The 11,909-nt window shown below is 62.0% G+C and carries 10 protein-coding genes and 2 tRNA genes; 4 read left to right on the top strand and 8 right to left on the bottom strand.

What is annotated here, in order from left to right; genetic code table 11:
• From gspD to DL86_RS03045, 3 genes are all read left to right on the top strand, one after another.
• A partial coding sequence (gspD, locus tag DL86_RS03055; protein ID WP_084572660.1) for a type II secretion system secretin GspD occupies positions 1-2,301 on the top strand: 2,301 nt, incomplete at its 5' end.
• A complete protein-coding gene (locus DL86_RS03050) occupies positions 2,298-2,996 on the top strand; it encodes a prepilin peptidase (protein ID WP_245276176.1) in 699 nt (232 codons plus the stop codon). The genes gspD and DL86_RS03050, both read left to right, overlap by 4 nt.
• A 190-nt stretch (positions 2,997-3,186) precedes the next feature.
• Positions 3,187-3,723: a tetratricopeptide repeat protein gene (locus DL86_RS03045; RefSeq protein WP_084572659.1), complete on the top strand. Its 537-nt coding sequence runs from the start codon at positions 3,187-3,189 to the stop codon at positions 3,721-3,723.
• A 216-nt stretch (positions 3,724-3,939) separates the two neighbouring features.
• On the opposite strand, the gene DL86_RS03040 is transcribed toward DL86_RS03045, so the two are convergent.
• The 4 genes from DL86_RS03040 to DL86_RS03025 all read right to left on the bottom strand — a co-directional run bounded on the left by DL86_RS03040 (position 3,940) and on the right by DL86_RS03025 (position 7,526).
• Positions 3,940-4,013: transfer RNA gene (locus tag DL86_RS03040), tRNA-Gly, on the bottom strand.
• 127 nt (positions 4,014-4,140) lie between these two features.
• Positions 4,141-4,217: transfer RNA gene (locus tag DL86_RS03035), tRNA-Pro, on the bottom strand.
• Positions 4,218-4,316: 99 nt separating this feature from the next.
• Positions 4,317-5,885, bottom strand: coding sequence for a Do family serine endopeptidase (locus DL86_RS03030; RefSeq protein ID WP_051952514.1), 1,569 nt, complete (start codon positions 5,883-5,885; stop codon positions 4,317-4,319).
• 240 nt (positions 5,886-6,125) lie between these two features.
• Complete coding sequence (locus DL86_RS03025; RefSeq protein ID WP_051952513.1) at positions 6,126-7,526, bottom strand: DUF2252 domain-containing protein; 1,401 nt, start codon at positions 7,524-7,526, stop codon at positions 6,126-6,128.
• A 247-nt stretch (positions 7,527-7,773) separates the two neighbouring features.
• Between DL86_RS03025 and DL86_RS03020 the strand changes: the two genes are divergently transcribed.
• Positions 7,774-8,481 (top strand): MgtC/SapB family protein, encoded by a 708-nt coding sequence (locus DL86_RS03020; protein ID WP_051952571.1) that lies wholly within the window; start codon positions 7,774-7,776, stop codon positions 8,479-8,481.
• Positions 8,482-8,555: 74 nt separating this feature from the next.
• Here the strand turns inward: DL86_RS03020 and hflC are convergent, their stop codons facing one another.
• From hflC to DL86_RS03000, 4 genes are all read right to left on the bottom strand, one after another.
• Entirely contained in the window at positions 8,556-9,458 is a 903-nt protein-coding gene (gene hflC / locus DL86_RS03015) for a protease modulator HflC (protein ID WP_036257834.1), read from the bottom strand.
• On the bottom strand, positions 9,455-10,576 hold the full coding sequence (gene hflK / locus DL86_RS03010; protein WP_036257831.1) for an FtsH protease activity modulator HflK: 1,122 nt from the start codon (positions 10,574-10,576) through the stop codon (positions 9,455-9,457). The genes hflC and hflK overlap by 4 nt, the downstream gene beginning before the upstream one ends.
• 295 nt (positions 10,577-10,871) lie before the next feature.
• Positions 10,872-11,405 carry a dihydrofolate reductase gene (locus DL86_RS03005; protein ID WP_036257829.1) on the bottom strand — a complete coding sequence of 178 codons (534 nt, stop codon included), beginning with the start codon at positions 11,403-11,405 and terminating at the stop codon, positions 10,872-10,874.
• A complete protein-coding gene (locus DL86_RS03000) occupies positions 11,402-11,899 on the bottom strand; it encodes a GNAT family N-acetyltransferase (RefSeq protein WP_036257826.1) in 498 nt (165 codons plus the stop codon). The genes DL86_RS03005 and DL86_RS03000 overlap by 4 nt, the downstream gene beginning before the upstream one ends.
• Positions 11,900-11,909: the final 10 nt, after the last annotated feature.

The following is an 11,909-nucleotide window of genomic DNA, read 5'->3' as shown; positions in this document are numbered from 1 at the left end:
GAGCTGCCGGACGCGATGGACCATGTGCGCGGCCTCGATCTGCAGCCGCGCGCGCCGCGGGCGGCGGAGGCCGTCAATGTCGAAACCGGGGTCGGGGACCGGCCGCAGGTCTATTATGGGGTCGGCGGCGCGTCGGCGGCGCGGCCGTTGGGCGGCGTCGGCGGCCCGAACGGCAAGGGCGCGGGCGGCAAGGGCGAGGGCGTCGATCTGAACTTCGAGAATACGCCGGTGACGGCGGTCGCCAAGGTCATTCTGGGCGATATTCTTGGGCTCGGCTATACGATCGATCCGCGGGTGCAGGGGACCGTCAGCCTGTCCTCTGGCCGGCCGATTCCGAAAGCCAATCTGCTGTTTGTCCTGGAAAGCGCCTTGCGCACCAGCAACTCGGTTCTGGTGCATGACGCCGGCGGCTACCGGGTCATGCCGGCCGACGACGCGATCGGCGGCGGCGGCGTCGATCGGGCCGGCCAAGGGCAGGAGCCCGGCTATGGGGTGACGGTGATCCCGCTGCAGCATGTCTCGGTGCAAACGATCGTGAAGCTTCTGGACGGCTTCGCGGCGAAGGCCGGGTCGATCCGCTCGGATCCGGGCAGCAATCTCCTCGTCGTCATCGGCAATGGGATCGAGCGCCGCACCGCGATCGACACCGTGCTCAGTTTCGACGCGGATTGGATGCGCGGCCAATCGGTCGGCATTTTCCCGGTCAACAACACCGCGCCCGAGCCGTTGATCGCCGAACTCGAAAAGATCCTCGATTCGGGCGAAGGCGGACTGAGCCAGAACCTGGTCAAGCTCCAGCCGGTCGGCCATTCGAACGCCATCCTGGTGGTGGCGCGCAAGCCGGAATTGCTGAAAACCGCCGGGACATGGATCAGCCGCCTCGATGGGTCGGCGACGACCAGCACCGGCGTCAAGGTCTACCGCGTCCGCTACGGCGACGCGCGCCAGATCGCCAAGCTGCTCAGCGATTTATTCGTCGGGGGCGGGGGCGCTTCGCTGGATTCCGCCGCCAATCAGATCGCCCCCGGCGGCGCGGCGGGGAGCCTGTCGACGACGGAGGGGCAGACCGGCGGGTCGTCGGCGCAGGGTTCATCGCCGTTCGGAGCGCTTGGCTCCTCTTCCGGCCAGTCGGGTTCAGGCTCGAGCTCAGGCTCGGGCTTGGGTTCAGGCTTGGGTTCAGGCTTGGGCTCCGGATCGGGTTCAGGCCTGGGCTCAGGCTCGGGCATGGGTTCAGGCGGCGGCTCTTCTTCGGAGGCCGGCGGCTCGTTTGGCGGGCGCGGCGGGCTGACCGGCGGCGGCGGCTTGGGCGGCGGCGGCTCCAGCGGCGCGGGCGGGAGCGCGCTCTTGCCGGGGGTCAAGATCATGGCCGACGTCCCAAACAACGCGGTGGTGATTTACGCCAATCGGGAGCATTATCGGATCATCGAAAAGGCGCTGCAGCAGCTTGACCGTCCACGCCTTCAGGTTGCGGTCGACCTGACCATCGCCGAAGTCACCCTCACCGACCAGCTCGCCTATGGCGTCCAATTCTTTCTGGGAAGCCTCAACACCCTGCATTCGTTTTCCAATGGCGTCCAGGCGATCAACTCGGCGTCGAGCGGGCTGCCGAGCGCGAGCCTGCCGGGCTTCAATCTCATGCTCGGCTCCAAACTCACCCCGCATGTCATCATCAACGCCTTGCATGATTACACCACTGTCAAAATCCTTTCGAATCCCTCCCTTGTCGTCGTCGACAATCAGGTGGCGACCCTGACCGTCGGCGATCAGATACCTATCCAGGTTCAACAAAGCCAGAGCACGGTTGCGCTCGCCCCGGTCATCAATTCCATCAATTACCGCAATACGGGCATTATCTTGCGCATCCAGCCGCGGATCAACGCCAATGGCAATGTCCTGCTCGACATCGAGCAGGAGATCAGCCAATGCCAGAATTGCCGGACGGTCGCCCCCAATCTCACGCCGACGATCGCGGAGCGCAAGGTCAAGAGCTCGATCATGGTGACGACCGGCCAGACGGTCTTGCTCGCCGGCCTCGTCAGCGACGACCAGAGCGGCGACCGCGCCGGGATCCCGATTCTCGACCAGATTCCGATCCTCGGCGAAGCCTTCGTCAACAATGCCGGAACGCGACTGAAGCGCACGGAACTGATCATCTTCGTCCGGCCGCAGATCATTCGCGACGGCGTCGACGCCTCCTTCGTCGCCGAGGAGCTGCGCTCCAAGATGCGCGCCGATAAAATCGGCTCAATCCACCCCCCAGGAGCCGTCAACTCAAACCCACCCCAAATGCTCATCCGATGAGGAAGAGCCAGCCCGCCCATCCCGCTCCACTCTCGGCCGGCGGGATATTGGATCTGCGAAAAGACGGAGCCGAAGCGGACGGGGCTGGAGGGGCCGGGCAGGCGCAGCAAAAATATATTGGATTCGGCGCCATCGCCTTGGTCGGATGCGCCATGGCGGCCGCGAGTTTCATCACCGCGCCGGGGCTGGCCGGCGCCTTTGGCGGGGCGCTGGCCGTTCTTATGCTCGCCACTGCCTGCGTTGACGCGCGTTGTTTCATCATCCCTGACAAATTGACCCTTGCGGCTTTCGTGCTTGGCTTGGCGAATGCCGCGAACCAGGGATTAGGGAGTGAGGAATTTGCGAGTATTCGGCGCGACGACATGCTGGCGAGCATTGGCGTCGCTGGCATGCGCGCCGCCATTCTTGTCCTTGCATTTCTTGCTCTTCGCGAGGCCTATCGCAGGCTGCGCGGTCGCCAGGGGCTCGGACTTGGCGACGTGAAGCTTGCCGCGGTCGCCGGGGTCTGGCTGGACGCGATGTCGATCCCCGCCGCGATCGAAATCGCCGCGCTGGCCGCGCTGGGCCTCTACGGGGTCCGCCAACTTGTCGCGCGTCATCCCTTCAGCGCCGCCGCCAGGCTGCCTTTCGGGCTGTTTTTCGCGCCGGCGATTTGGCTGTGTTGGCTGCTCGAAGCAATGCGTTTACCGTTTTGACGGCTGCGCATTCTGGGCGGAGGCTCAGTTGGGGCAAGAAAATTCGAAATTCGATAAGGCGTCGGTTTCAATCAAGCCGGACAGCGCGCTCCAGCGCCCGCGCGCGGCTGACGTGGAGGCAATGATGATCGTAGCCCTTGGACGAGTCGGCAAAAAGGCTCGTAAGTCCATGTTGATGGCGGATCGCGAGATGAATTTGTTTGCGCGGCCAAAGCGGCGGAGCGCATGGTTCGCGCTGGGGCTGCTTGTTTGCTTGGCCGCTCCTGCCGATCTTGCTGTCGCCGACTCTTTTCGAAAGGGTGCGGCCGCCTATGAGCGCCATGATTATATGAGGGCGTCGGCGATTTTCTTCGATCTGGCGGTGGCTGGCGACGCGAGGGCGCAAACCTATCTCGGCTACATGTACGAATATGGCAAAGGCGTGCCGCAAAATTTCGTGGTTTCGGCGGGGTGGTATCGCTGCGCCAGCCAGCAGGGATTTGCGAGCGCCCAATATTTTCTCGGCCTCATGTATGACAAGGGCAGGGGCGTCCCGCAGGACTACGTCCTCGCTTATGCCCTGCTCAACCTTGCTGTTGCGGGAGCCGGCCGGGAGCGCGATCACTGGGTCATCGTCAGGGACGCTGTCAATTCGAAATTATCGCTTGCCGAGCGCAGTCAGGCGCAACAATTAGCTTTCCAAGGGGTGCCGCAACAACCTTGCTTGCCTATCGTAACTGGATATTGACATCTTGGCTGCTTCGCCGCGTTCCAAGGCGGCAAGGCGTTTGGCCTTGAAAAAGCGATTCAACCCGAATCATCCAAACGACGGGATCGAAGCTTGGAGCCTGAGTAAAGTGGAGCGCATTCCGAGTCATTCGATCGATCAGAAATCGCTCCAGTGTCAAAGAGTCAGAGCATATTCTCGTCGAACAGATCGAACCAATATGCTCTAGGAGGGGCGTGGAGCGGGTGAAGGGAATCGAACCCTCGTATTCAGCTTGGAAGGCTGCTGCTCTACCATTGAGCTACACCCGCTCATGCATTTCAGGCCGCTAACCTAGCGCCTAGGCCGAACCTGATCGCGCGCCTGCTTATTTGGACCTGGCCAAAGCGCCTGCTGACTGGCGCTGAACTCCAGGCGTTGATCCAACAGCGAAAAACTTGGTCGGAGTGAGAGGATTCGAACCTCCGACCCCCTCGTCCCGAACGAGGTGCGCTACCAGGCTGCGCTACACTCCGACACGCGGTTGATACCAACGACCGCATCCTGATGGATGGCTTATAGCGGCGCGGCCGCCAGCAGGCAAGAGGCAGCGACGCCGGCATAAGCCGAATTGGTCAGAGCAAAGCCAATGCAACGAAGCGCACTTCCCCCTGACCATTGGCGACGAGGAGCAAAGCCGACTTCTTGCCGCCGCTTTTCAGCGCCTGCAATTTTTTCGCGATGTCGGCGGGCTCCTTGATCGGCTCCTGATTGATTTCCATGATCACGTCGCCAGGCTGAATATGCTTGTCGGCGGCGGCGGAATTGGGATCGACATTGGTCACAACGACGCCGGCGCCAACGCTATTCTTGATTGAAAATTTCTGCCGCAGATCGTCGGTGAGGCTCGAAAACTCCATTCCGAGCGCTTTCTCGACGGAACCGGCGGTTGGGCTCTTGCCAGGTTCGCCGCGTTTGACAGCCGCTTTCGCCGGCTTTTCATTGTCCTCCAGGCGGCCGAGCTTGATCGACTTGGTGATTTCCTTGCCCTGCCGCAACACAATGACGTCGACGTCTTTGCCGACCGGCGCCGAGGCGACGATCTTGGGCAGGTCGCGGGATTCCTTGATCTCGACGCCGTCGAATTTGATGATGACGTCGCCGGTTTGCAGACCAGCCGCCTTAGCCGGCCCCTTGTCGTCCGTCCCGGCCACCAGCGCGCCGCGCACGGCCCCGAGGTTGAGGCTCTCGGCGATCGAATCATCGACGTTCTGGATGCGCACGCCAAGCCAGCCGCGCCTCGTCTCGCCGAACTTCTGCAATTGTTCGATGACCGGAACGACCGTCGCCGCAGGAGTGGCGAAGCCGATGCCGATCGATCCGCCCGAAGGCGAGAGAATCGCTGTATTGATGCCGATCACTTCGCCGGCCATGTTGAACAGGGGCCCGCCCGAATTGCCTTTGTTGATGGCGGCGTCGGTCTGGAAGTAATTGTCGTAAGGGCCCGATTCGATATTGCGGTTGCGCGCCGAGATGATCCCCCCGGTGACGGTTCCGCCAAGGCCGAAGGGATTGCCGACGGCGACGACCCAATCGCCGACGCGCATCTTTTCGCTGTCGCCGAACTTGGCCGCCTTGAGCGGCTTGTCCGGCTTGACCCGGAGCACCGCGACATCGACCTTCGCGTCCTTGCCAAGGACCTCGGCCTTGAGTTTTTGGCCATCGGTGAAAATCACGGTCACCTCATTGGCGTCGGCGATGACGTGGTTATTGGTGATGACAATGCCAGACGGATCGATAACGAAACCGGAGCCGAGCGAATTCGATCTGCGCTCGTGAGGGCGAGGGCTTGGCCGGTCGCCATCTTCTTTCTGATGGCGCCGAAAGAATTCTTCGAAAAGGTCGTCGAAGGGCGTGCCGGGCTCCAATTGCGGGGCGTTGCCAGGGCGTTTTTCCTCGATGGTCTGGGTCGCGGATATGTTGACGACAGTGTCGCTGACATCGGAGGCGAGGTCGGCGAGCGAGTCCGGGCCGCGCGCGAAAGCCTTGGGCGCGTCCAAACCCGGCAGCGCGCCGACGCCGGCGCAGAAGGCCAGCGCTCCAGCCAGCGCCAGCGCGCGGTGAACGGCGCTTCGGCGCGATGGGCTGTCAGGGTGCGCAACGGCTTGAGCGACAAGGCGGAATTTCGGGAGCGAACCAGTCAAAACAATCTCCTCCGATCGACTTCGCGATGAAGTCCAGCGGCCGCGGGCGGTGTCTGGCTTTAAGCTGCTCACAGGCTGAGCAGTCAGATCGGCGAACCGCGGCGCTTCAAATTGGACCGAAGCGGCGCGAAAGCGGAAACCCCGCCGCCCGTCGCGGCCTTTTTCCTATGTCGTCTTGTTACAACGGATCTTTTCGAAATTCCATTATTCTGCGGAAGATCGCCCGTCGGCCCTCGGGATTCAAGCCCCGCGCGGCAAGGGAAGGCCTGTCTGCGGATCGATCGAGGCCTTGAGACGGGCATGATCGGCCTTGGTCTGCTCTGCATAGGTCATGGCGAAAGAGGCAAGAGCCTCGTCGAACATTTCAGATGTTCCCATATAGCCGGCGAGACGGGCAGGGTCGCCGGTGCGCGCATGCGCTCGCGCCAGCGTCCTGCCGCAGAGATTTGCGTAGGCCTCCAGCGCTTTGGCCGCGATGACTTCGCCAATCGCGCCAAGCCGGCGGTTCTTGAGGCGGCGAACGTAGAACTGGCGGTTCGTCGCCTTGTCTTGAGTCCAACCGAGAAAAGCGTCGCTTGCCGCCTGCATGGAGCGCTGTCCCTCGACCACCCGGCGGCCTTGCTGGTCGAGGCCTTGCGGCGGGGCGGCGATCTTTTCCAGCACCGAAGTCAGCGACTCCTTGACCTGCAGGAACAAGGCCTCGCGATCGGGCGTCATGAACAGTCCAATCGCGCAAAAAGTGCCAACGCTGCCAACGCCGACCACCTTCATGGCGATGTCGGCGAGCTCATAGCGTTCGATCAGCGCGCGACGCTCCGGCAGAAGCGTTTGACGATAGCTGAAAAAGGCGGAATGGGCGTGAATTTTCTGGCTTTTCTCGGATTCGCCTTTGAAATGATAAATCAATGGTGGACGGTCCTCGATTTGCGTCGCGCCGCCGCCCGTCTCGACGAGATGGGGAAAATTATCGTCGGCCGCGAGCTCCTTCTTGGCCTTCACCAAGGTTGATAGAAGCCGCTCGCGCAGCTTGACGTCATCGATGCGCTTGACCTCGCTTTTGATGTCCATGCTGGCGTGCCAGACTTCAAGCGGCGTTTGGGCGGCGAGCTCGTGGATAAATTCGCGATAGGCTTTCGCGGCGGAGCGCGCCAGGGCCTTGGCCCTCTTGTCCGGCGCCTTGGCGTCGCGTGCGGCGACGGCGACGCTGGCGACAAGCCGCTTCAGATCGACGGTGAAATCGACGCCGGGCAGGGTCTCGTCAAAATCATTAATGTCAAATAAGGCGCGCCCTTCGGCCGAGTAAAACACGCCGAAATTCATCAGGTGGCAGTCACCGCAGGCCTGCACCGGAACGCCGGCTTGCGGCATCCCTGCGAGATCATGCGCCATAACCGATGCCGCGCCGCGCAGGAAGGCGAAAGCCGATGCGCTCATGCGCTGGTAGCGGATCGGTAGAAGCTCAGGAATGCGCGCGCCATCGGCTTCGGCCAAGATCGCGACCGGATCGCGCCCTGTCGCGGGCGGGCAATCGGCATGGCTCTCGCGCGGCGTTTGCAACCGGAGCGCCTTGCCGGCGGCGTAACGGTCCGCGCGCGCGAGCAAGGTCGTGGGCGAGTTGGCGTTCCTGGGCGAATCGATCATGGGCGCGCTCCGATGAAAAGCAAGATCAGTGCGGGACTTCTCTGTTTTGTGGACGGGCATAAATGCGGCGGAGCCTGCCTCTTGATGATCGAAGCGCGCCGACGCCGTCCGTCATCCAACTGTCATTGAGCCGAGCTATCGCCCCAATGCGGTCTCGCTCGGCTTCTTCCGGCAAGCGCTTCTCTCCTGGGCTCCCGCTTGGCCCGCTGGTCCGCCCAACGAGTCGATGTCCGGGAAAGCGCTCATGATGCTGCTGTTCGATCCCTCATTTCAAAGGGACGCTTTCAACCTCCTCTTGGCGCTCCTGCTCGGCGGCGTCATTGGCTTCGAGCGGCAATGGCGCCAGCGCTTCGCGGGGTTGCGGACCAATACGCTGGTGTCGCTGGGGGCGGCGACCTACGTCGTTTTCGCCAGTCAATTCCATGAGGAGAGCCCGACGCGGGTCGCGGCGCAAGTCGTCTCCGGCATAGGCTTTCTCGGCGCCGGGGTCATTTTCAAGGAAGGCCTCAATGTTCGCGGCTTGAACACGGCGGCGACGCTGTGGTGTTCCGGGGCGGTGGGCGTCATGGCCGGCGTTGGCCAGACCGGCCTAGCGATAGTTGCGGTCAGCCTCGTCATCATCGTCAATCTCGTGCTGCGGCCCTTGGTCAAATTGATCGACCGCCAGCCGATCGAAAGCGCGGAGGTCGAAACCTCCTATGTCGTTCGCGTCGTCTGCAAAGGAACCGAGGAAGCGGCGATCCGGGCGCTCCTGGTGCAGGCTTTCAGCGCCAGCGATCTCCATCTTCGCGAATTGGAAAGCGCCGACATCGAGGACACGGACCGGGTCGAAGTGACCGCGACGCTGACATCGGAAAAGCGGCGCGAGATCGCTCTCGAATATATCGTCGGCCGTCTAAGTCTCGAGCCGAGCGTCACCGCGGCGCGCTGGCGAACGGTCAACACCATCGTTTGAGCGGCGTGGGCTCGTCCCTTTGCGGCGCCTATGATTGATTGGGATTGGATTCCCGATCATAGGCGCGCCGCGTTCTATTGCGGCGCTGGAACCGGCGCCGGGCGCCCGTTCGGCGCCCCAAAGAAGCGGAAGAACTCCGACTTCGGGCTGATGACCATCCGCGTATCGCTCGCTTTCAGACCGGTCTCATAGGCCTGCATAGAGCGATAGAAAGCAAAGAAATCGGGGTCCTTGCCGAATGCTTCGGCGTAGATCCGATTGCGCTCCGCATCGCCTTCGCCTCGCGTCTGATCGGCCTGGCGCTGGGCGTCGCCTCGCAGCACGACCACGTCGCGGTCGGCTTTGGCGGTGATTTTTTGCGCCATTTCAGAGCCTTGCGCGCGATACTCCGCGGCCTCTCGGGCCCGCTCGGTCTGCATTCTGCTGAAGACCTTCTCGGAAATCTGCTTTGGCAGGTCGGCGCGGCGAATCCTGACATCGACCGCGACGATGCCGAGGCGGCCGCCTTCCTGGTTCACCTGGTTGCGGATCTTGAGCATCAGATCGGCGCGATCGTCGCGCACGATTTGCGTAAGATTGGCTTCGCCGAGCACGCGGCGGACCGCCGAATTCAAGATGAATCCGAGCTGACTGTTCGCCCGCTCGATCGAGCCAACCGTCTGATAGAATTTCAACGGATCGATGATCTTGTAGCGCAGGAAGGAATCGACCTCGATGCGGGTGTTGTCGGAGGCGAGAACCTCTTGTTTCGGCGCCTCGAGATCGAGGATGCGATTGTCGAGATAGACGACATTTTCGATGAAGGGCACTTTGAAATGGAGCCCCGGGTCGGTGACAAGTCCGCGCCCGGCGACCGGCTCGCCGAAGCGCAGGACCAGCGCTTGTTCGGTCTGCTGCACGGTGAACAGCGAGGCTGTCGAGACGATCAGAAAGGCGACGACGCCGGCAATCAAAGCGAATATGGCTGCGGACTTCATTTGCGGGCTCCGTCAGCAGGGCGGGCCGTCAACGCGTTGAGCGGCAAATAAGGAAGAACGCCTTGGCCTTGAGCGCCGCCCTGATCGACGATGACCTTGTCCATGCCGCCAAAGACGCGCTCCATGGTTTCGAGATAGATTCGTTGCCGCGTCACGTCAGGCGCCTTCTTATATTGCTCGTAGATTTGGCTGAAGCGCGAAGCTTGGCCGGTCGCCTCGGCGACGGTTTGCAGACGATAGCCTTCGGCCTCCTGAACGGTCGCCGCTGCTTTGCCGCGCGCTTCGGGAACGACGCGATTGGCATAGGCCTCGGCCTCGTTGCGCAAACGGTTCTGATCCTGCTGCGCCGCCGTCACGTCGCGAAAGGCGGCGATGACCTGCTCGGGCGGATCGACCGATTGCAATTGTACCTGCAAGATCAGAATGCCGGCCTTGTATTCGTTCAAGATCTTCTGCATGAGCTCCTGCACGGCCGGCTCGATGACCTTGCGTTCGGCGGTTAGGATCCGTTGGATCTGGCTGCGGCCGATGACCTCGCGCATGGCGCTTTCGGCCACCGCCTTCACCGTCTCGCGCTGATTGGCGATGTTGAAGGCGTAATCCTCCGGACGCACCGGATCGATCTGCCAGATCACGACGAATTTGACGTCGGCGATATTTTCATCGCCGGTCAGCATCAGGCTTTCTTCGGGCAAATCGACCTGAATTTGCGCGCCCGTGGCGCGGATGTCCTGGCGCGCGCCGAAGCCGATGTTGATCGCATTGCGATTGGTGACCTGGAGCTTTTGCACCGCGCCGACAGGGAAAGGCAGATTATAGTTCAATCCGGGACCGGTCTTACCGGTGTAACGGCCGAAAATCTTGTTCAGTCCGACTTCGTTGGGGCCGACGGTGTAGAAGCCGGACAACAGCCAGATGATCGCGCCGATAAGGACCAAGGCCAGGAGCCCGCGCGCGCCGACCGAGCCGCCGCCCGGCATCCACTGCTTGAGCTTGTCCTGGCCGCGGCGCAGAAATTCTTCGAAATCGGGCGGCGGCGCGCTTGGCTTTTGTCCCCAGGGTCCGCCGTTGCCGGGTTTCCACGAGCCGCCATTTCCGCCTTCATTGATCCACGGCATGAGTTTCTCTTCAAAAAGCTTAAGTAAAATGCGAGCGCGCGAGGGAGTGGACCCAATCAGGGTCCGCCTCGGCTCTTATATGGGAGCTATCGGCGCACTACAATGCATCCCGCGATGACGACGCTGTGTTCGACGTTAGAGCGAGTCCTTGTCGATCACATGGAATCATGTGATCGACAAGGACTCGCTCAAAATGAAAAAGTTGGAGCATGTCCTGATGAGACATCGGATATATCCGATGTCTAAATATCGAAAAAGTCGGTCAATTTTTTCGGGACATGTTCTAGGGCCATTTTCATCGTCGCCGATGGAAATCGACGAAGGCGAATGTCGTTTCATCCTTGGCCTCGGGCTCTGGCCGGATGTGTCGCAACTCCTCCCAACGCGACCAGTCCACGGCCGGGAAACGCACGTCTCCTGTCGGGGTTGCATCGACAAAGGTCAGATGCATGCGCTCGGCGCGATCGATCAACAAAGCGTAAAGATCGGCGCCCCCCGCCAGAATGATTTCGTCGGCTCCCATCGCCGTCGCGCGGGTTTGCGCCAAGGCCAAGGCCCTCTCGAGATCATGCGCGACATAGACGCCTTGCGCCTTTCCGCAAACCGTCGCCGGATCGAAATCCCGATCGCGGGTGAGGATAATCGTCTCGCGTCCGGGCAAGGCACGTCCGATCGACTCGAATGTCTTGCGGCCCATCAGCAGCGGCTTGCCCATGGTCAAGGCGCGAAAGCGCTTGAGGTCGCTCGGAAGGCGCCAGGGCAGACGATCGCCGTCGCCGATCACGCCGTTTTGCGCGATCGCGGCGTAGATGGCGAGAGGCGCGCTCACGCCCGCGGCGGCGCGGACGAGCTCAGCTCCGACAAGGCGCTCTCCTCGACCCGGCAATTCGTCCATTGCTCCATCATGCGCGCGCCCAAGGATTTGTAAAAGGCGATCGACGGTTCGTTCCAGTCAAGGACCGACCATTCGAGCCGGGCAAGATGTTCATTGACGCAGCGGCGCGCAAGCTCCGCCAGAAGCGCCTTGCCAAGCCCTTGCCCGCGAAAGGCTGGACGAACGAACAGGTCTTCGACCCAGATCCCATGCCGCCCGCGAAAGGTCGAGAACGTATAAAACCATATCGCGATTCCGGCTGCTTCGCGCCGATGTTCCGCGATGTCGCAGAAGACGCGCGGATTTTGGCAAAACAGCGCGGCCGCGAGGCTCTCCTTCGTGGCGTCGACCTCGTGGGCGAGCTGCTCGTAATCGGCAAGTTCGGCGATAAGCGCGAAGATAAGCTCGGTGTCGGCGGGGTTTGCCGGACGAATGCCGATTGGCCTCATTGCAATGGCT

It is taken from the genome of Methylocapsa aurea (genome assembly GCF_000746085.1).
Taxonomy (GTDB): domain Bacteria; phylum Pseudomonadota; class Alphaproteobacteria; order Rhizobiales; family Beijerinckiaceae; genus Methylocapsa; species Methylocapsa aurea.
Note: the sequence above shows the minus strand (reverse complement) of the source record. Positions and strands in the feature narration are given on the sequence as shown.

What these genes read in the sequence shown, in the direction of transcription:
- hflC (WP_036257834.1), bottom strand. Translation starts at nt 9,458, where the DNA reads ATGAAGTCCGCAGCCATATTCGCTTTGATTGCCGGCGTCGTCGCCTTT.
- DL86_RS03045 (WP_084572659.1), top strand. Translation starts at nt 3,187, where the DNA reads ATGAATTTGTTTGCGCGGCCAAAGCGGCGGAGCGCATGGTTCGCGCTG.
- DL86_RS03020 (WP_051952571.1), top strand. Translation starts at nt 7,774, where the DNA reads ATGCTGCTGTTCGATCCCTCATTTCAAAGGGACGCTTTCAACCTCCTC.
- DL86_RS03050 (WP_245276176.1), top strand. Translation starts at nt 2,298, where the DNA reads ATGAGGAAGAGCCAGCCCGCCCATCCCGCTCCACTCTCGGCCGGCGGG.
- hflK (WP_036257831.1), bottom strand. Translation starts at nt 10,576, where the DNA reads ATGCCGTGGATCAATGAAGGCGGAAATGGCGGCTCGTGGAAACCCGGC.
- DL86_RS03000 (WP_036257826.1), bottom strand. Translation starts at nt 11,899, where the DNA reads ATGAGGCCAATCGGCATTCGTCCGGCAAACCCCGCCGACACCGAGCTT.
- DL86_RS03025 (WP_051952513.1), bottom strand. Translation starts at nt 7,526, where the DNA reads ATGATCGATTCGCCCAGGAACGCCAACTCGCCCACGACCTTGCTCGCG.